17 protein-coding genes and 3 pseudogenes are annotated in these 19,519 nt (G+C 67.2%); 16 read left to right on the top strand and 4 right to left on the bottom strand.

The window, feature by feature from the left end:
* On the top strand, positions 1-1,489 hold a 1,489-nt coding region (locus BMG523DRAFT_RS17475), incomplete at its 5' end, for an ATP-binding protein (protein WP_051623924.1).
* A gap of 207 nt (positions 1,490-1,696) precedes the next feature.
* Positions 1,697-1,906 (top strand): annotated as a pseudogene (locus BMG523DRAFT_RS26615) (hypothetical protein); the annotation flags it as partial.
* A 211-nt stretch (positions 1,907-2,117) separates the two neighbouring features.
* Here the strand turns inward: BMG523DRAFT_RS26615 and BMG523DRAFT_RS17465 are convergent.
* Positions 2,118-3,794, bottom strand: a complete 1,677-nt coding sequence (locus BMG523DRAFT_RS17465) for an NAD(P)/FAD-dependent oxidoreductase (protein WP_011438540.1) — start codon at positions 3,792-3,794, stop codon at positions 2,118-2,120.
* Between the two features lie 485 nt (positions 3,795-4,279).
* Here BMG523DRAFT_RS17465 and BMG523DRAFT_RS17460 point away from each other — a divergent pair, with 485 nt between their 5' ends.
* The 8 genes from BMG523DRAFT_RS17460 (at position 4,280) to BMG523DRAFT_RS17425 (ending at position 11,645) form a co-directional block, all read left to right on the top strand.
* The gene (locus BMG523DRAFT_RS17460; RefSeq protein WP_035734193.1) at positions 4,280-5,176 is read left to right on the top strand and encodes a membrane protein; all 897 of its coding nucleotides are present in this window, start codon (positions 4,280-4,282) and stop codon (positions 5,174-5,176) included.
* 228 nt (positions 5,177-5,404) lie between these two features.
* Entirely contained in the window at positions 5,405-6,043 is a 639-nt protein-coding gene (locus BMG523DRAFT_RS17455; RefSeq protein ID WP_011438538.1) for a hypothetical protein, read from the top strand.
* 106 nt (positions 6,044-6,149) lie between these two features.
* Positions 6,150-6,863, top strand: a complete 714-nt coding sequence (locus BMG523DRAFT_RS17450; protein ID WP_011438537.1) for a YcnI family protein — start codon at positions 6,150-6,152, stop codon at positions 6,861-6,863.
* Between the two features lie 44 nt (positions 6,864-6,907).
* Entirely contained in the window at positions 6,908-8,548 is a 1,641-nt protein-coding gene (locus tag BMG523DRAFT_RS17445; protein ID WP_108913837.1) for a CopD family protein, read from the top strand.
* A gap of 219 nt (positions 8,549-8,767) precedes the next feature.
* Entirely contained in the window at positions 8,768-9,580 is an 813-nt protein-coding gene (locus BMG523DRAFT_RS17440) for a ferritin-like domain-containing protein (RefSeq protein WP_011438535.1), read from the top strand.
* Positions 9,581-9,713: 133 nt separating this feature from the next.
* Positions 9,714-10,379, top strand: a complete 666-nt coding sequence (locus tag BMG523DRAFT_RS17435; protein ID WP_023841575.1) for a PaaI family thioesterase — start codon at positions 9,714-9,716, stop codon at positions 10,377-10,379.
* Between the two features lie 53 nt (positions 10,380-10,432).
* Positions 10,433-10,690, top strand: a complete 258-nt coding sequence (locus BMG523DRAFT_RS17430; RefSeq protein ID WP_011438533.1) for an acyl carrier protein — start codon at positions 10,433-10,435, stop codon at positions 10,688-10,690.
* A 109-nt stretch (positions 10,691-10,799) separates the two neighbouring features.
* Entirely contained in the window at positions 10,800-11,645 is an 846-nt protein-coding gene (locus tag BMG523DRAFT_RS17425) for an acyl-ACP desaturase (protein WP_235463211.1), read from the top strand.
* A 221-nt stretch (positions 11,646-11,866) separates the two neighbouring features.
* On the opposite strand, the pseudogene BMG523DRAFT_RS23440 reads toward BMG523DRAFT_RS17425, so the two are convergent.
* Positions 11,867-12,184, bottom strand: a pseudogene (locus tag BMG523DRAFT_RS23440) (DDE-type integrase/transposase/recombinase); the annotation flags it as partial.
* Between the two features lie 222 nt (positions 12,185-12,406).
* Here BMG523DRAFT_RS23440 and dnaE point away from each other — a divergent pair.
* Entirely contained in the window at positions 12,407-15,958 is a 3,552-nt protein-coding gene (dnaE, locus tag BMG523DRAFT_RS17420) for a DNA polymerase III subunit alpha (RefSeq protein ID WP_011438449.1), read from the top strand.
* Between the two features lie 195 nt (positions 15,959-16,153).
* Here the strand turns inward: dnaE and BMG523DRAFT_RS17415 are convergent, their stop codons facing one another.
* A complete protein-coding gene (locus tag BMG523DRAFT_RS17415) occupies positions 16,154-16,831 on the bottom strand; it encodes an IS6 family transposase (protein WP_051623922.1) in 678 nt (225 codons plus the stop codon).
* 304 nt (positions 16,832-17,135) lie between these two features.
* On the opposite strand from BMG523DRAFT_RS17415, the gene BMG523DRAFT_RS17410 reads away from it, so the two are divergent.
* The 5 genes from BMG523DRAFT_RS17410 (at position 17,136) to BMG523DRAFT_RS17390 (ending at position 19,312) form a co-directional block, all read left to right on the top strand.
* A complete protein-coding gene (locus BMG523DRAFT_RS17410) occupies positions 17,136-17,363 on the top strand; it encodes a DUF433 domain-containing protein (RefSeq protein WP_023842258.1) in 228 nt (75 codons plus the stop codon).
* Positions 17,360-17,728 (top strand): DUF5615 family PIN-like protein, encoded by a 369-nt coding sequence (locus tag BMG523DRAFT_RS17405; RefSeq protein WP_011438451.1) that lies wholly within the window; start codon positions 17,360-17,362, stop codon positions 17,726-17,728. The genes BMG523DRAFT_RS17410 and BMG523DRAFT_RS17405 overlap by 4 nt, the downstream gene beginning before the upstream one ends.
* 111 nt (positions 17,729-17,839) lie before the next feature.
* Positions 17,840-18,550: an IS6 family transposase gene (locus BMG523DRAFT_RS17400; protein WP_043591646.1), complete on the top strand. Its 711-nt coding sequence runs from the start codon at positions 17,840-17,842 to the stop codon at positions 18,548-18,550.
* A 133-nt stretch (positions 18,551-18,683) separates the two neighbouring features.
* Positions 18,684-18,932 (top strand): type II toxin-antitoxin system Phd/YefM family antitoxin, encoded by a 249-nt coding sequence (locus tag BMG523DRAFT_RS17395; protein WP_011438475.1) that lies wholly within the window; start codon positions 18,684-18,686, stop codon positions 18,930-18,932.
* Positions 18,929-19,312 (top strand): type II toxin-antitoxin system VapC family toxin, encoded by a 384-nt coding sequence (locus BMG523DRAFT_RS17390; protein ID WP_011438476.1) that lies wholly within the window; start codon positions 18,929-18,931, stop codon positions 19,310-19,312. Before BMG523DRAFT_RS17395 ends, BMG523DRAFT_RS17390 begins: the two co-directional genes overlap by 4 nt.
* A 58-nt stretch (positions 19,313-19,370) precedes the next feature.
* Here BMG523DRAFT_RS17390 and BMG523DRAFT_RS17385 read toward each other — a convergent pair.
* A pseudogene (locus BMG523DRAFT_RS17385) lies at positions 19,371-19,519 on the bottom strand (IS6 family transposase); the annotation flags it as partial.

Here is a 19,519-nt window from a genome sequence, read left to right as displayed (position 1 = left end):
CACCCGCGACGAGCTGGTCGGCCAACCGGTCGAGATCCTCATCCCGGTCGGTGTCCGCGCCGTCCATCCTGATCATCGGAACCGCTACTTCGCCGCCCCCCGCCCCCGGCCGATGGGTGCCGGCCTCCAGCTCGCCGCCCGCCGCCGCAACGGCAGCGAGTTCCCCGTGGAAATCAGTCTCAGCCCGCTGGAGACCGAGGAGGGAATACTCGTCTCCGCGGCGGTCCGGGACGTCACCGACCGCCTCGAAGCCCAGGCCGAGGGGGAACGGTTGCGCGTCGAGGCGCAACGCCGCAACTTCGAGGCCCAGCTCCACCAGTCCCAGCGGTTGGAAAGCCTCGGCCAGCTCGCCGGCGGGGTGGCGCACGACTTCAACAACCTCCTCGGCGTCGTCATCAACTATGCCTCGTTCGTCGCCGAGGAGGTCGCCCAGGCTGCCGCCACACAGACCGCGGGCGGACGGTGGAGCGACGTGCTGCGCGACATCGAACAGATCCAACGCGCCGCCGACCGCGCCACCGCCCTCACCCACCAGCTCCTCACCTTCGGCCGCCGCGAAACCGTGCAGCCCCGGGTACTCGACCTCAACCAGGTCGTCACCGACCTGGAGAACCTGCTGCACCGCACCCTGGGCGAACACATCGAGCTGCACATTCATCTGCAACCCGAGCTGTGGCCCATCCTGGCCGACCCCGGCCAGATCGAACAGGTCCTGACCAACCTTGCCGTCAACGCCCGCGACGCCATGCCCGACGGCGGCGTGCTGACCATCGACACCGCCAACATCACGATCGATCCGGACTACGCGGGCGAACGCCCGGGCGTGAAAGCCGGCCCGCATGCCCGGATCCGCGTCTCCGACAGCGGCACCGGCATGCCCCCGGAGGTCCTTGCCCGGGTCTTCGAACCGTTCTTCACCACGAAACCCAAGGGGGAAGGCTCCGGCCTCGGCCTCGCCACCGTCTACGGGATCATCAGCCAGGCCGGCGGAAACACCGACATCTACTCCGAACCCGGGGTTGGCACCACCATTCGCTGCCTGCTCCCCGCCACCGCCGCCATCACCACGGACGCCGCCGGTCAGCCGGACACCACGACCGGCACTCCAGCACACGCGGGCGAGACCGTCCTGCTCGTCGAGGACCAGCCCGCCATCCTCGAGGTCACCCGCCGCCTGCTTGCCCGCAACGGCTACCAGGTCCTCACCGCTACCTCCGCCGACGAGGCCCTCCCCCTCGCAGCCGACCACCCCGGCCCCATCCACCTGCTGCTGACCGACGTCATCATGCCGCGCCTGCAGGGCAAGGAACTCGCCAGCCGGATCCGCTCCACCCGCCCCGAAATCCGGGTGCTCTACATGTCCGGCTACGCCCACCCGGTCCTCGCCACCCAGGGGAAACTTGATCCCGGTGTCATCCTGCTCGAAAAGCCCTTCTCCGAACGGGTCCTGCTCGCCAAAGTCCGAGATGCCCTCAACTCTTCGACCTGACCAAGAATCAACCAGGACCCACCTCAACGGCCGGGATATTTCCTTTCTTCCCCGTTGATAAGAAATATCCGTCAGCCGGCGCTTTCGTCGTCGCTTGTCCTGCCGCGTGGCCCTGGCCGCGGATGGTGGTTTCTGCGGTTGACAGTCTCTGCCCGCGTCATAGGCTCAGCCGTGGGACGGATGCCCGACCGGGGTAGAGTGATGATAATGAATCAGCAGGAAGCGCAGCAGGTGGAGCGCGTGCTGCGGCAGAACTGGCAGCAGATCCGATACCAGATCCTTGACCAGTTCGCCGAGGTAAACTCGTCGGACCTGGACGCAGCCTCGAGCGTTGACGACCTTGTTCAGCGCATCGCCGACAGGTCGCACTACAGCGACAGGTATGTAGAAAGCAGGATACGCGAGCTGGTGGGTGTTGCGGCGGGCGCCGGCACCGGTCCGGCGGCGCAACCCACCGCCGCGGCGGCGGCCACAGCCGAGCAGGCCCCAGCGCCAGCCGCGGCCGAGCAGCCGGGGGCCGGGGGCCAAGCGGAGCAGTCCGTGGCCGAGCAGGCCGGGGCGGAGCAGGCCGGGGCGGAGCAGGCCGGGGCGGAGCAGGCCGGGCAGCGGTTCGGCGGGCAGCAGCCGTTTACCGCGGGCCAAGCGGAGCAGGCCGGGGCGGAGCAGGCCGGGCAGCGGTTCGGCGGGCAGCAGCCGTTCGCCGGGGCGTAGCCGCCGAGGCAGACCGGAGGGTGGGGCGCCGTCCAACGATGGAAAGCACCCCACCCTCGGGATGTCCGCGGTAGAGGAGTACTCGAAGGCGCCTTCGAGTGGCTGGGGGTGCTTTCCTACCCGGGATCCGCCGCCCGTCATTCCTCAGTGCCCGACGGCGGCAGTGCCCGACGGCGGCAGTGCCCGACGGCGGCCGACTCCGTGTCGGTGGATCGGCATCGGCCCACGCAGGCGGGCGCGACAGGTCGTCGGTCGGAGCCGGCGGGTCCGCCACCCACCGTTCGACTCGGGTGCGGACCTCGTCAGCGAGGAGGAACTCGGGCCGGATCAAGCCCAGCGCCCGGTAGAATTCGCCCGCGACGTAAGCGTCGTCGACGGCGGTGGCGCGCACCATGCCCAGGTATTGTGCGCCCGCCCGCTCTTCGGGTGTCGGGGCGGGCATATTACGGCTTTCCGTCACGGGAAAGACCAGGTCGGATGCGGTCGCGGCCTGCCAGGCGAACGAGGTGACGGCCATGACGTCGTCGTGGAGACGCTCGACGGCCGTGTCCAGATCGTCCGCCTGACGCAGGCGGTCGCGCAAGGCCACCGCCTGCAGGACGGCCGCGGTCATGCCTTGGCCGTACACCGGGTTGTATACGGCCACCGCGTCGCCGACCGCGATGAACCCCTGTGGCCGCCGAGCCAGCTCGTTCCAGCGGCGGAGCCGATTCACTGACATCCTCGTCGTCCTGATGTCGGTGACGGGCTCGGCACGTTGCCACATCTCGTGCAGGACGGGGGTGACGGCGGTCCGGAGAAACTCGTCGAAGCCCGCCGGGTCGCCGGGCGGGAAGTCACGGCTGGTCCCGACGGCCATGAGGCCATAGAGGTTGTTCTCCTCCGGCAGGAGGAACGCACCTCTGGTGTTGTGCGGTGCCGGTGGCGCGCACACTGCCCGTAGGTCTCCCGGTAGGGCATCCTCGGGCAAGTGGCAGTGCACGGTGGCGTAACCGAGGAACGGTTGCACCGTCGACTCCGGCGGGGCGTCGAACCCGGCGTCGGCGAGCCAGTGCGGGGAGCGAGATGCGCGGCCGCCGGCGTCCACCACAAGCTCGGCCTCGATCAGTCCGCCCAGACCGTCGAGGTCGTCGCACACGACCGCGTCTACCCGGTCGCCGCCGGCCCTGCGCAGGCCGATGGTCTCGGCGTGGCGGAACCGGACGTTCGGTAGCCGGCGGGTCAGCGTCCGGATGGTGTGCTCGGTCAGGGCCCGCGTGCCGAACACGGACCGCATGTCGGATGGCGCACGCCGGATCCAGCCTTCGGGAAAGAAGTAGGCGACGTCGCGTTGCGGGTCATACGGCGGCGCGCCCTGGTCGGTCATCGCGACCGTGAAGCCGCCGTAGAGTTCGTCGAGCGCCGATGCGCCGCCGAACAGCAGGCCGTGCAGATGAGGCGCCTGCGGGACGTTGCGCCGTTCTTCGACGGTTGTCGGCAGGGCGTCTCGGTCGAGAATGGTGACCGCGGCGAAGTGTTCGCTCAGCACGCGCGCCGCGGTGAGTCCCGCAATACCTCCGCCGACGATGACGGCATGGTCCCGCTGTACAGGCATTCCTACCTCCACTCCCGATCTTTCGATTAGGAATCGTAACAGGCGAGGGAGGTCCCGGGCGTGGAATGCCGCCCCGGCAGGAAAGATGCGCGTCCACGGCATTGCCGGTTCCGCGACGTCGGAGTTGAGGAAGCCCTCCACCACTCGCAGCGGCACGCGCAGAAGCGGGTCATCTCCGTCTGCCGGTAACCATAAAGATGATCATGGACCCGGGCCGGCCGGCCCCTGTCCAGCCGGGCGGGTCTGGTTGGAGCAGTGGGATCGATCCCGTGTGCCGGTGGCGGGTTCCTGGCGGGATATAGTGGCTTTTTCTGTGCTAAGTGAGGCCGCTCGACGTCGGGACACTGCCTCACACCCTCTTCACATCGGCGGGATGGCAGCGTGGGCTCGACGCAGGTCCCCGACGTGTAGCCGGGAGCCCCGTGTCCACCGTGCCTGCTCTAAACTTCCTCGATCCGGCACCCATCGAGTCAGAAAGCATATCGATGCCGCCTTCATCGCACAGTCGGACCCGCGCGCGGGAGCCCCTTGCGCCTAAAGTGCCGGAAATCACGGCTCTGTTCTGGGTGGTGAAGATTCTGACCACCGGCATGGGTGAGGCGACCGCAGACTACCTTGCGCATGTCAACTTGGTACTCGCAGCTGTCATCGGTACCGTCGGGTTCACGGTCGCGCTATGGCTGCAGTTCCGCGCCCGGCGCTATTTCGCCCCCGTCTACTGGTTCGCCGTGATGATGGTGGCGGTCTTCGGCACCATGGCCGCCGACGGCCCGCCCATCGGCCATGTCGGCTCGGCGATCTTCTATACCATGCTCCTCGCAACCGTCTTCTTTCTCTGGCGTCGCGCTGAGGGAACGCTGTCGATTCACAGCATCGTGACCCGCCGCCGGGAGACTTACTACTGGCTGGCGGTGCTCGCGACCTTCGCCCTGGGCACCGCGGCCGGCGATGTGACCGCGACCACCATGCACCTGGGCTTTCTGGCCTCGGGCATCGTGTTCACGGCGATCATCGCGGTGCCCGCGGTTGCCTGGTGGCGGTTCGGGTTGAACGAGGTCGTCGCCTTCTGGCTCGCCTACATCGTCACGCGGCCGCTCGGTGCGTCCTTCGCCGACTGGCTCGGTAAGCCTCACTCGCACAGCGGTGTCGGCTTCGGCGACGGACCGGTCAGTGGTGGCGCCACTATCATGATCGTTATATTGGTCGCCTACCTGGCCGTTACCCGCAGGGACGTCCAGCCCAATACAATTCGGTCCGCCGACCTCCTCGTTCCTGGTATGCAGCGAAGCAACACCGGAAGTAATACCGCGAGCGGCAACGCCCGGTCCGCGACGATCCCAGGCCCTGCCCGTCCGCCGGGCCAGCAGGCCCAGGTCGACTAACCCGGCCCGACCACCCCGGCCCGACCGTCATTGATCGAAGCGATCGGCGTCTCCGCTCTCGGCCGGCCATGGCTGGCGCCGAGAAGCGACTGAGCGAGCTCTCCATAAGGCCTATTACGACCCGCGGCGTACCCCCGGGGCGAAGTTCATGGTCACCCTGCCCACGAGACGCCCAGGACCGCCAGCCAGATCATCAACCCCAATCGCACGGTTCCGGGGGGTGTGGCCATGACCGCGGCGGGCATGGCAAGCTTGCTCGCTGTGGCAGCAGAGTGCGAGGTGGACAGCGGGACGGCCCGGTTGGGCCGAGCCGTCGTGTTCGCCTCGTCCTCGGTGTGTCTGGCCTGGGCCGCGCACGTCTCTGGCGGGGCGCCGCGGCCAGCCGCTGGGATCATGCTGGTTGCGGTCCTCCTCCTCACCCGGGTGGCGTTCGGGCTCGCGGACCGCGAGCGAGGAGTCGCTGCGCTGCTCGCGGGTCTGGGGGCGACGCAGATCGCCCTCCATGTCACCTTCGTACTTGCGCATCCGCACACCCACCTGGCCAGCGGTCCGAGCCTGGATGTTCCGATGACGGCGGCCCATGGCATTGCCGTGGGCTGTGTGGGGTTGATGCTTCGTCACTCCGAGCGGGCTGTGTGGTGCGCGGCCGGACTGAGGCCGCGCACCGTCGTGGCCCTGTTGCTGTATCCGGTGACCGTCGCCGTCGTTCCGCCTGTCCCACCCACCGTGAAGATCAACCTTCGGAAGCGGGTGCCGAGACCGCACGCTCGCCCCCTTGGCCGTGGCGCACGGCGCCGGGGACCACCCGCTTCCCCTTTTCCGGGGTTGACGTCACGGCGAGCGTTGATGTCACGGCGAGCCTGGTAGACGAGTTCCGCTGGCGGGCTCATCTGCCCGACGAACGACCCCGGCGCGAGCAAGGCAAGGCATCTTCAGGTGGTCCCACGCGCCGTGGGACGTTCGAAGGGATCTTATGTACCGCAACGTTCGGCGTGCCGGCATGCTTGCCGGCACTGCCGCGGCAGCGATGTTCCTCCTAGCTGGACCGGCGTCCGCCCATGTCACGGTGCAGCCGCCGACGGCTGCCGCGGGCAGCTACGCCACCTTGTCGTTCAAGGTCCCCACGGAGAAGGACACCGCGTCCACGACCGGGTTGGACGTCCAGCTTCCTACCGACACCCCGATCGCGTCCGTGTCGGTCCAGCCCAAGGCGGGGTGGACATACAAGATCACCAAAGCGGCCCCGTCGAAGCCGCTCATGACGGACGACGGAGAGGTCAAGGAGATCGTTACCAGGATTGCCTGGACGGCGCAGGGGGATGGCGGGATCAAGCCCGGGGAGTTCGACACCTTCACCGTCTCCGCCGGGCCGCTGCCCGAAAACACCGACCACATTGTGTTCAAGGCATTGCAGACCTACTCCGATGGTTCGGTCGTGCGGTGGGTCGATGTCGCCGCCCCAGGCGCCCAGGAGCCTGAGAAGCCGGCGCCGGTCCTCACGCTGACGGCATCCTCCCCGGGGTCCGGTGGGCCTGGCGCGGCCGCGGCGCGGTCGGACGAAGCCGCATCGGCCTCCGACGATTCCGACGGGACGGCGCGTGGCCTGGGGATTGCTGGCCTTGTCCTTGGCGCACTCGGGTTGTTGGCCGGTGGATTCGCGCTGATCTCTTTGCGACGGCGCGCCTAACCGTCGTGCGCCGCATCCTGGTGGTGGCCGTGACGTTCCTGGTCATGGCCACCACCTCCATCGGTTTTGGCCTCGGGGTCCCGCCGGCGTCGGCGCATGCCCTTTTGACGGGTAGCGACCCCGTGGACGGCGCGGCACTTGACGTCGCACCCACACGGGTAACCCTTGACTACAGCGAGTCAGTACGGGTCTCGCGCGATTCGATCCGGGTGCTCGATTCCGCGGGTAGGCGGGTCGATGATGGTCGTGCCGGATCTGGTCCCAAGGCGTCGCAGGCGACGGTCGCGCTCCGGCCGGGGCTGCCGAACGGCACGTACGTGGCGAGCTGGCGTGTCATCTCGGCGGATAGTCATCCTGTTTCCGGTGCGCTCGCCTTCGGTGTGGGCGGGCCGCCGGATGCCGCCGCCGCGGCGGCCTCCGGCACATCGGGCTCCTCGACGGTGGGCGTCGTCTTCGCCATGGCGAGATTTCTCGGATACGCCGCGACGGCCCTGTTGCTGGGCGTCTGTTTCTTTCTGATCGTGCTCTGGCCGACAGGTCTTCGTGCGGCCGGTCCCGGCCGGCTGTTGATGGCAGCGTGGGGATTATCCGTTTTTGCGGCATTCGCGCAGCTGCTGCTGCAGGGCCCCTACGCTGCCGGGCTCGGCCTCGGGGGACTCGGGCAGTGGTCGGTTCTGTCGACCACCCTGGCGGATCGGTTCGGTCACCTGCTGCTGATCCGTCTGCTCGCTCTGGCTTTGATGGTGCCTCTCGTGCGGCGGCTGTTGCGAACCGGGTCGGTGGATCCGCGGGGAAACGGGGAGCTCGCCGGTCTCGGTGTCGTGGTGGCCGTGACGCTTGCCATGATCGGTCATGCCAGCGTCGGCGATCTGGCTTGGCTGGCTACCACCAGCACGACGGTGCATGTGATCGCCATGTCGGTGTGGATCGGTGGTCTGGTGATGATTGCCGGTTTCCTGGTGCGCCGCGCATCGGCCACCGAGCTGGCGGAGATCCTTCCCCGGTGGTCGAAGATCGCGGTTGTGGCCGTTGTCGCCGTGATGGTCAGCGGGGTCTTCCAGGGCTGGCGTGAGGTCGGCCCGCCACGGGCCCTGATTGATACCAGCTATGGTCGACTGCTGGTGTACAAGGTGTGGTTGGTCCTTGGAATGATCGCTCTCGGCGCTCTGGCGCGGCGGTGGGTCCGCCGGCAGTACAGAACGAACAGAAATCAGCCGGCCGGCCGGCCGGACCGCTCGTCGCATGCCGTTCTGCTTGCCGGGCTGCGCCGGGGTGTCATGGCGGAAATCGTGCTCGGGGCTGTCGTGCTGGGGATCACGGCTGGGTTGGTGAACATGGTACCGGGACGTACCAGCTATTCACCGCCGTTCTCCGACACCACCTTCGCGGGTCCGATGACGGTGAAGGTGAGGGTCTCGCCGACGCGGGTGGGCGCCCAGACCCTGGACGTCCAGGCCACGGACCCGAGCGGCAAACCGCAGAAACTGGTGGAGGCCAGTGTGGCGTTGTCGTTGCCGGCCGCCGATCTCGGCCCCTTCACTGTTCCGCTGAGCCTGGCCGCGCCGGGCCATGCGCGGAGCGACGGGATCCGGGCGCCGTTGCCCGGTGAATGGCAACTTCGGCTCACGCTCCGAGTGAACGACTTCGACCAGTACGTGACAACCGTGTTCTACCAGGTCCGATGAAGGGACTCGTGAACGATGAAGGGCTGGTGAACGCTGGGCGGCGGTACGTGGATCGTCCGCCCGGTGCGTGGACCGTCCCGCACGGAGGCGGTAAGCGCTTCCGTGATAGCTGATCGGAATGGTTCGATTGGCGTGTGATATCAGGGTTGTAATGATCGGCCAGGCAACCCATGGTAGAGCGGCAAAGGCCTGCGAGGGAAGCTCAGAAGGAGTCCATCCATGCCGACCGCCACCGCTGACAAGTCCCATAGCTTCGATGTTTTCCAGCACTACGAGCGCCTCCAGTGGAAGGTTTCCGACCTCGGGCTGGAAAACGTCCGGAGTGACCTCGTTCATCCCGTCTACATCTCGCTTGTCAAGGGCGTTGTCATGGGCGAGGCGACGTCTCTCCCCGGGCTGCACGGTTTTCTCAGCGAGTTCCACGACGACTACGACTGCTCGGCCTTCGTGGCCATCTGGGCCTACCAGGAGCTTCAGCATCACTACGCCTTCCGGGCCTGGCTCAAGGCGGTGGGTGTCCACATCGACCAGGACAAGATCGAGGCTCTGCGTGAGCCGTACGAAGCCGGTATCACGCCGAGTGCGACCCTGACCACGAACGTGATCTCTGAGATCATCGTCAACACGGTCTACCGGGCGATGTCGGAGTGGGTGGAGGAGCCCGTGCTGGCCGACCTGTTTCTCCGCGCAAGCCGCGACGAAGCAGGGCACGCCCGCGAGTTCCTCTTCTACTTGAAGCGTCGTCTGGAACTCCACCCGCACGAGCTGAGGTCAGTCCTGGAAAGGATTCATTTCTACGTTACGAGCCCGCGGCTCAACCACCCGGTCGGTGTCTACAAGCATCAGCGCGTCGAGGAGATGCAGGGGCACGAGACCGTCGACGACGTGATCGATGTCTATCTCCAGTTCTCTCCGCCGGATGCGCTGGAAAAGCTCCAGGCCAAGCTCCGGCGCATGCTCGGAACGGCGGTCGGCCGGGACCTGAGCCGAAACTCCGGCATCCGCCACGCGATGGCCGAAATAGTGGCCTGAGGCATCGAATCTGAGAACGTCGTTCCCAGACCCGATCGGATGCGGGGGCGACGCGCGACGACGGCGGCGCCCCGGATCACGTGCGACGCCGTCGGCAGGGCGCGCCGTGACCAATTCTCTGCCGGAGGAACCGATGCACATTCACCCGACCGCTCCCTCCCAATCCTCGGCCGACGAGGAATACCTGCCGGTGCCTTGGGCGGTCCTGGAGAGCTACCGCTGCTTCGGCTGCTCACCGCACAACGCAAACGGCCTGCGCCTCCGCTTCGCCTTCCGTCCCGACGGGATCGCCACCCGCTTCAGGCTGGACCGCACTCACGAGTCGTACCCGGGGGTCGTGCACGGCGGTCTCATCGGAGTCATCTGCGACGAAACCATGGGAAACCTGATCGTTCTGCGAACAGGCCTCACCTCCTTCACCACCGGGATGCGGCTGCGGTACGTCACCGCGATGCGGGTGAACACCGACTACCAGTGCGTCGCCCGCCTACAGGCCGGCACGGCTGAGCCGGTCTCCAACCCGACGGGCGGTCCGACGGGCGGTCCGACGGGCGGTCCGACGGGCGCGGGCGGCCTGGTGCGTGCCGAGGCCGAGATCCTCGACGCCGCGGGCAGTCTGGTGGCTGCGGCGAGCGCGACCTACCGTCCGACATCGATGAACATCGCGCGGCAACGCCTGGACCTGCGACCGGACGAGTTCGACCGTGTCGCGGAAGCCATCACCGCGGCCCAGGCCGCCCAGGCTGCTAACGCTGTCCAGGCTGCTAACGCGGCCCAGGCCGTCGGCGGTCAGGGCTGAATAGTCCCTCTCACGCGCCTCAACCGACACGGCGAATGACCGAAGGAGTCATGATGACACCCTCCCGCGCCGAGATTGTCAGTACTGTCACCGCCATCCTCGCTCGCGAGCTCGGGATGTCAGCCGACGCGCTCACTCCCGACCTCGACCTGCGGGCCGTCGAAGGCGCGGACTCGGTGAAGGTTCTGGTCATGATCTCCCGCATAGAGCGCACGTACGATATCGAGATCGAGGATGAGGACGTCTTCGCCCTGAGCTCCATCAACGACGTCGTCCGTATCGTGCTCGCGGCGCTCGAGACGGCGGTCTGACAACAGGAGAATCATCGTGACCGTATCGAACACCGTTACGTCAGCTACCTCTGCTCAGGAAGCGGGGCAACGCCGTCCTGCCCGGTCCGACCGCTCTTTTGCCCGTCCGGTGCTGCCGCCGCTGCTGCCCGCCTCCGACCTGGCGGCGGCGGTCACCGCGTTTCACTCTGCCGGGTCCGCCGCCCGCCGCTGGGACGTCGAATCGGCCTTCCGGTGGGACGAGGCCGAGGCCGACCGGCTCACCGAAGGCCAGCGCTCAGCGGTCCGCTTCATCACCCTGATCGAGGACCATCTCCCCGGCTATTTCGACCTCTACGAGCGTGCGTTCCCGCTCAACTCCGACGTTGACCTGGAAACCTTTATCCATAACCGTGAGCTCTACCATTTCACGGTACGGTGGGCCCAGGAAGAGGACAGCCACGCCCGGGCCCTGTTCCGTTACCAGGTCGCCGCCGGTATCGCCGAACCGGAGGAACTGCGTCGGGAACTGGCGGCTGAGGGCCGTAAGAAATTCGATCTGCCACTTGACCACGCGGTCTCGTTGTTCGCCTACGCACTCGTGCAGGAGAAGGCGACGCAGCTCTATTATCAGCAGCTACGCACCGTGGCCGGCGATCCGGTCCTGGCCGACGTCCTCACCCGACTCGCCCGCGACGAGTCGCGCCACTTCGCGTTCATGGCGGATGTAGTCGAGCGGTACCTGCGCCGGGAGGGCGACGCCGTGGTGGAGCCAATCCGCGAGGTCATTGCGACCTTCCGGATGCCACTGGCCGACACCATCCGCGGCTACTGGCGATGGGCACTGCGGATCCGGGAAGTCGCCCACTACGACCACACAGATGCCTACGCTCACCTCATCCGGGTCGTGAACCGCGCCGTCAACGCCCGGTCCGACCGGGTGAATGAACTGGTCACCTTTATCGACGCATGCCGGACCGCTCCCGTCCCGGCCTGAGCCTGTGGGATGCCAGAAGTCGTCCTGGGCCTGTGACCTGGGCTGATGCGGCGGAGCGGGCAGACGGCGAGATCGCCGGTTCGCCGCGGTGTCCGCGGGGTGGGACGGCGGATCGGCCCCCTAACCGCTCGATTACCAGACGAAACGTTACGTATCGGCCCGTTCCGGGATATGTCGCGCAGCGCCGCAAAATCCGAGGTCGCGGCGTTTTCGGCGCCGGAATGGCAGGCCTCGGGAGCGGCTCGTCGAGGGTCCGCGGGTAGACCGGGGTTTTGTCGGTAGTGACCTCGACCGGGCGGCGCCCATACGCCGGCGCCCATACGCCGGCGCCCGGTCGAAGAACCGGCGGGCAGTCGTCTGGTCGCGGCGGGTACTGGGGTACTGGTGAGAACATCGATGACCCGCCCGTGCTGGTCGACCGCCCGGTACAGGTAGGTCCATCGGCTGGCGATCTTGACGTGGGTGTCGTCGACATACCACCTGTCGCCCGGTTGGTGCCGGCAGGGCCGGGCCGCGTCGGCGAGCAAGGGCGTAAAGCGAGGAGGTGTACTCGCGCGGCACGTGGCTGACCACGACGCAGGGCGCGCCTCATCGCGTCGCTGCGTTCTCGGGTATGTCGACGGGTCCACCATTGATCTCAACGAATTGTCTTTGGAGGATCAACGCGCTTAGGGGCTGTTGTGTCGCGTGCCTCTCCGGTGGCTCTGGGTGGCGGGGTTAGACTCCGACCGGCGGGCCGTTGTGGGCGAGAGGGGACTGGGATGCCGACGGATTCTTTTGTTCACCTCCATGTGCACACTGAGTATTCGATGCTGGACGGTGCGGCGAAAACGGGCCTGCTTTTCAAGGAAGCGGCGAAGTTGGGGATGCCGGCCGTCGGGATGACCGACCACGGTAACATGTTCGGTGCCTACGAATTTTATCAGGGTGCGAAGTCCGCGGGTGTCAAGCCGATCATCGGGATCGAGGCGTACCTGGCGCCCGAGTCGCGCCACCACAAGCGGCCTGTCCTGTGGGGGGAACGCTCGCAGCGCGACGTCGACCCTGCGGGTGAGGGCGGTGACGTGTCCGGTGGCGGCGCCTACACCCACATGACGATGCTCGCAGCCAACGCCGCCGGGCTGCGCAACCTGTTCCGGCTGTCGTCGATCGCGTCGATCGAGGGCTACTACCGCAAGCCGCGGATGGACCACGAGCTGGTCTCCCAGTACTCCGAAGGGATCATCGCGACCACGGGCTGTCCGTCAGGTGAGGTGCAGACCCGGCTTCGTCTGGGCCAGTTCGACAAGGCGCTCGCGGCAGCGGCCACCTACCAGGAGGTCTTCGGCGCGGACAACTTCTTCCTGGAGTTGATGGATCACGGTTTGCCGATCGAGCGCAGCGTCCGCCAGGGGCTGCTCGACATCGGCGACAAGCTGGGGCTTCGCCCGCTGGCCACGAACGATTCGCACTATGTGACCCAGGATCAGGCGGGAAGCCACGAGGTGCTGCTGTGCGTCGGCACCGGTAAAAAACTCGACGATCCGACCCGTTTCAAATTCGACGGATCGGGATATTATCTCAAGTCTTCGGAGGAAATGCGCAACTTGTGGGACAGTGAGGTCCCCGGGGCCTGCGACAGCTCTCTGCTTATCGCCGAGCGCGTCGAGTCCTACGACGATGTTTTCAAGTTTGTGGACCGGATGCCGCGGTACCCTGTCCCCGCGGGTGAGACGCAGCTGTCCTGGCTGCGCAAGGAAATCGACCGCGGACTGACGTGGCGCTTCCCTGCGGGCGTGCCCGCCGATGTGGTCGAGCGCGTCGACTACGAGGTCGGCGTGATCGACAAGATGGGTTTCCCGGCTTACTTCCTGGTCGTCGCCGACATCTGCAAGTTCGCGAGAGATCGGGGCATCGGGCTGGGTCCGGGGCGTGGATCGGCGACCGGGTCGATGATCGCCTACATCCTGGGTATAACCGAGCTGAACCCGATCGAGCACGCGCTGATCTTCGAGCGGTTCCTCAACCCGGAGCGGATCAGCCCGCCGGATATCGACCTGGACTTCGACGAACGTCGACGCGGTGAGGTGATCCGCTACATCACCGAGCAGTACGGCGAGGACCGCGTCGCGCAGATCAACACCTTCGGCACGATCAAGGCCAAGGCCGCGATCAAGGACTCGTGCCGGGTGCTGGGTTACGACTACGCCCTCGGCGACAAGATCTCGAAGGCGATGCCGCCGGATGTGATGGGCCAGGGCATCCCGCTGGCCGGGATCTTCGACCCGAACCATGAGCGGTACGGTGAGGCCGCCGAGGTCCGGGCCCAGTACGAGACCGACACCAAGGTTCGGAAGGTCATCGACACCGCGCGGGGGCTGGAGGGGCTCACCCGCGGCACTGGTGTCCACGCCGCCGGGGTCATCCTGTGCTCGGAGCCGCTGCTGGATGTCCTGCCGATCCATCGCCGCGACAATGACGGCGCGATCATCACCGGGTTCCCGTTTCCTCAGTGCGAGGAGATGGGCCTGCTCAAGATGGACTGCCTCGGGCTGCGGAACCTCACCGTCATCGGTGACGCGATCGAGGCCGTCAAGCGTAACCGCAACGTCGACATCGACCTGTCCACCCTCCCCTTGGAGGACGCCAAGGCCTTCGAGTTGCTCGCCCGCGGCGACACGCTCGGGGTGTTCCAGCTCGACGGCGGACCGATGCGTAACCTGCTGCGCCTGATGGCACCGACGAAGTTCGGCGACATCGCCGCCGTGCTCGCGCTCTACCGGCCCGGCCCGATGGCGGCCAACAGCCACATCGAGTACGCAGACCGCAAGAACGGCCGCAAGGAGATCCTCCCGATCCATCCCGAGCTCGCCGAGGCGCTGGAGCCCATCCTCGGCGAGACCTACCACCTGGTGGTCTACCAGGAGCAGGTCATGGCCATCGCCCGGGAGCTGGCCGGCTACAGCCTCGGCGGCGCCGACCTGCTGCGCCGCGCGATGGGTAAGAAGAAGAAGGAGATCCTGGACAAGGAGTTCGCTCGGTTCTCCGCCGGGATGAAGGAGAGGGGCTACACCGACGCGGCGGTCCAGGCGCTGTGGGACGTGCTTGTCCCGTTCTCCGGCTACGGGTTCAACAAGTCCCACACCGCTGGGTACGGTGTCGTGTCGTTCTGGACGGCCTACCTCAAGGCCAACTACCCGGCCGAGTTCATGGCGGCGCTGCTGACGTCCGTCGGTGACGACAAGGACAAGATGGCGGTGTACCTGGCGGAGACCCGCCGGATGGGTATCCAGGTCCTGCCCCCCGACGTCAACGAGTCGGACCTGCGGTTCGGTGCGGTCGGGGACTCGATCCGCTTCGGCCTGGGGGCCGTCCGTAATGTGGGGGAGAACGTCGTCGCCTCGATAGCCGCCGCCCGGCGGAGGAAGGGCGCGTATGAGTCGTTCGCCGACTTCCTGCAGAAGGTCGACATCGGGGTGTGCAACAAGCGCACCATCGACTCGCTGATCAAGGCCGGGGCGTTCGACTCGCTGGGCCATCACCGCCGGGTGCTGGTCAACGTACACGAGAACGCGATCGACGCGGTGATCATCACGAAGCGGGCCGAGGCCATCGGCCAGTTCGACCTGTTCGGCGACGGGGGCGCCGGCGAGGAGGAGGAGAGCCCGGGGCTAGGACTCGACCTGGACCTGTCCGGCCCCGAATGGCCGAAGAAGGAGCTGCTGGCTCAGGAACGCGACATGCTCGGCCTGTACGTGTCCTCGCATCCGCTCGAAGGCGCCGAGCGGGCGCTGGATCGCCACCGCGACACCCGGATCGTCGACCTCGCCGAGGCCAACGACGGGACGACCGTACAGATCGCCGGTATCATCAGCAAGATCGACCGGCGGATCAACAAGAACACCGCCAAGGCGTGGGCGATCGTGACCGTCGAGGATCTCGATGCCTCCGTCGAGGTGCTGTTCTTCCCCCAGTCCTACGAGGTCCATTCGTACGCGCTCGCGACCGACGCGGTCATCTCGGTGCGGGGCAGGATCAACGAGCGGGAGGGGTCGGTCTCGCTGTTTGCCCAGGACCTGACGGTGGTCGATGTCGCGACGCACGTGAACGGGCCGCCGGTCGTCATCACTCTGCCGTCACACAAGATCACACCACCGCTGGTCGATGACCTCAAACTCGTCCTGACGACCCATCCCGGGACAACTCCGGTGCACCTGCGTCTCGAAGGCCCGCAGAACACGCATCTGCTCCTGCTCGAACTCCAGGTGCAGGCGAGTAGTTCGCTGCTCGGGGACCTCAAGGCCCTGCTGGGTGCCCGAGCGGTCACCGTATGAGCGACCCGTCGCCGGAGGCGGGACAGCCTGCCGAGGTTGTGGGGTGCCAGAAGTCGGCTTGGGCCCGTGAGCTGGGCTGACGCGCTGACGCGCTGACGCGGTGGAGCGGGCTGCCGGCATGATGGTCAGCTGTGTCCATCGGCGCTGTTGCATTGGGCGGAGGCGGGGCGTGGTGGAGCCGTCTCGGGTGGGCGGTCAGATGGCCAGGGTGAGCTCGGTGAAGGCAGCCGTCAGCCGGTTCCGGAGGTCGGCATCGACGCCCAGTTCGTAGTGGCCGCGGCGGATGTTCTGCACGAACGTGTGCCCGGAGCCGATGGTCTGTGCGGAGCGGAGGCGTTTCAGGCCGCGCATCGGCCGTAGTCGTGCCTTGAACCGGCCGTGGTCGGCTTCGATCGGATTGTTCGCGTACTGGTCGTCGACGTGATGAGCGGCGGGGAGCTGTTCGTCGAGGACTCGTGGGTAGAAGGCGGCCCGGTCGGTGGTCACCTCGACGGGCCGCCGGCCGTGGGACAGGGCGCGGGTGAAGAACCGGCGGGCCGCGGCGAGGTCCCGCTTCTCGGAGGCCAGCACGTCGATGACCTGGCCGGACTGGTCGACGGCCCGGTACAGATAGGTCCATCGTCCAGCGACCTTCACATACGTTTCGTCGACGAACCAACGATCACCCGGTGTGTGCCGGCATGGCCGGGCCGCGTCGATAAGCAGCGGGGTGAACCGGCGCACCCACCGGTAGACCGTGACGTGATCGACCTCGGGGCCGCGTTCGGCGAGGAGTTCCTCGACGTCACGGTANGACAGGGCGTACCGCAGGTACCAGCGGACTGCCAGGATGATCACCTCGGGTGGGAACCGGAACCCGGCGAACTCCGACATCGGGACCGGTGGACAGGCACGACGTCGACGCATCACTCGATCATGACCGGTCGGGAGCTGCGGGACAACGGACTCTGCTGATGCGACAGAGCCGTCCCGGCTGCGTCGGGTGCCCTGGAGTTCGGACTGCGTGAGAAGCCGGATGCGGAGAGCACTGATCGGGTATCCTGACGGCGGTTCCGGCGACTTTCCTCGGCCGATGTGTCTGGCCACATGCTGCGGGAGGCGCGGTGCCCAACCCTGGGGGGAGCCTCCGCCGGACGCAACAGCGTCCCTGTTGAGGGTCCGCCGTAGACTCGTGGTTATGACCACCGCCAGCCGCATCACGGCTGACCCGGCCATCATGGCGGGCGCGCCGGCGATTCGCGGTACCCGGGTTACTGTGTCCGCGGTGCTGGGCCAGCTTGCGGCTGGCTCGACGGTCGAGGAACTGCTCGCCGACTACCCGTCGCTCACCCGCGACGACGTGCTCGCAGCTCTCGCGTTCGCCGCGGAGACGATGCCGCAAGAGCGCCCGTTCATCGCCGCATGAGGTTTCTCGTCGACGAGAACCTCTCGCCGCGGGTCGCCGAACTGCTGTGCGACAAAGGCATCGACACGACACACGTCCTCGATCACGGGCTCGGTGGTTCCCCTGACACCGAGGTCAGCACGTTCGCCGTCACCGAGAGACGTTCGATCATCTCCGCCGACAGCGACTTCACTACTTTGCTCGCGCTCAGCCGCGGCACCGCTCCCTCGCTCGTCCTGCTCCGCTCCGGCGACCAGCTCAAGCCCGACGCGCAAGCCGCCCTGTTGCTGGCAAACCTGCCCGCGCTGGAAGACGATCTCGAACAGGGCGTGGTCGTTTCGCTCAGCACCACCCACGTGCGGGTCCGTCGACTCCCGCTCCGCTGAGCACTGCTGCGCCCGATCCGGCCCGTAGTCTGCCTGCAGATCCCGCACCAGGGGTCTGTTGCATCGGCGGAGTCCGCTGTCCCGCGGCCGCCGATCGGTCATGATCGAGTGATGCGTCGACGTCGTGCCTGTCCACCGGTCCCGACATCGGAGTTCGCGGGGTTCCGGTTCCCACCCGAGGTGATCATTCTCGCTGTCCGCTGGTACCTACGGTTCGCCCTGTCGTACCGGGACGTCGAGGAGCTTCTGGCTGAGCGCGGCATCGACGTTGACCACGTCACCGTCTACCGGTGGGTGCGGCGCTTCACGCCCCTGCTGGTCGACGCGGCCCGGCCGTGCCGGCACCGGCCCGGTGACAGGTGGTTCGTGGATGAAACCTACGTCAAGGTCTCCGGCCGGTGGACGTACGTGTACCGGGCTGTTGACCAGCACGGGCAGGTCATCGACGTCCTGGCCAGCACCCACCGCGACCAGGCCGCCGCCCGACGCTTCTTCGCCCGGGCGCTGACGCACGGGCGCCGCCCGGTCGAGGTCACTACGGACAAGGCCGCGGTCTACCCGCGGGTCCTCGACGAGCTACTCCCTGGGGCCTGTCATGTCGACGCCGCCCGGGAGAACAACCGGATCGAAACCGACCACGGCCGGTTGAAAGCACGGATCCGGCCGATGCGCGGACTGAAACGCCTCCGCTCCGTCCAGACCGTCAGCGCCGGACACGCCTTGGTCCAGAACATCCGCCGCGGCCACTACGAACTCGGAATCGACAGCAGCCCGCACCTGAGGTTGGCAGCCGCGTTCACCGAACTCGCCGCAGCCCTCTGACCAGCAGACATCCGGCCCGTTGGCATACCCAGCTTCCCCATAATGCAACAGCGCCTGTAACAGTGCCGATGCCGCGCCGTACCGGAGCATCCGCGCACCGACACGCAGGTAGCACAAGTGCTACCCTCGGAGGGTGGACGAGATAGGGCTTCGAGAGGTCCGGCAGAACGCCAGCGACCTGGTGCGCCGCGCCCAGGCCGGTGAACGGCTCACCATCACCGTGGCCGGCCGGCCAGCAGCCGTCCTCGGCCCGGTGAGTCCGCGTACGTGGCGGCGCTGGGACGATCTGGCTGATCTCTTCGCGCAGCCGGAGGACACCGACTGGCCGCAGGACCGCACCCTCGTCGACAATTCCCTCACGGATCCCTGGGGGCGCCGATGACGCGCGGCGTCCTCGACACCAGTGTCCTGGTCGCCACAGACGTCACCCCCCTCCCCGGCGAGCTGGCCGTCAGCGTCATCAGCATCGCCGAACTCCAGTTCGGCATCCTCGTCGCCAGGACGCCCCAGGCCCGCGCGACCCGGCTCGCCCGCCTCAGCGCGATCCAACGACGGTTCGACCCGCTGCCCGTCGACGACGCCGTCGCCGACAGCTACGGACGTCTCGCCGCCCGTGTCGTCGAAGTCGGGCGCCAGCCACGCGCACGCACCATGGACCTGCTGATTGCGGCCACCGCCCACGCCCACGGAGCCAGCATCTACACCCGCAACGCCGCCGACCTCGCCGGCCTGGAAGACCTCCTGAGGATCGTCACGATCTAGGCTGGCGCTGTTGCATTATGGGGAAGCTGGGCATGCCAGCGGCCGGGACGACCGTCGGTCAGACAGCGGCGGCGAGTTCGGTGAACGCGGCTGCCAGCCGTATCTGCGGCCTGGTGTCGATCCCGAGTTCGTAGTGGCCGCGGCGGATGTTCTGGACGAAGGCATGCCCTGCGCTGATCGTCTGGACAGAGCGCAGCCGTTTCAGTC

Origin of the sequence: Frankia sp. BMG5.23, from assembly GCF_000685765.2 — a bacterium.
Taxonomy (GTDB): domain Bacteria; phylum Actinomycetota; class Actinomycetes; order Frankiales; family Frankiaceae; genus Frankia; species Frankia casuarinae.
Note: the sequence above shows the minus strand (reverse complement) of the source record. Positions and strands in the feature narration are given on the sequence as shown.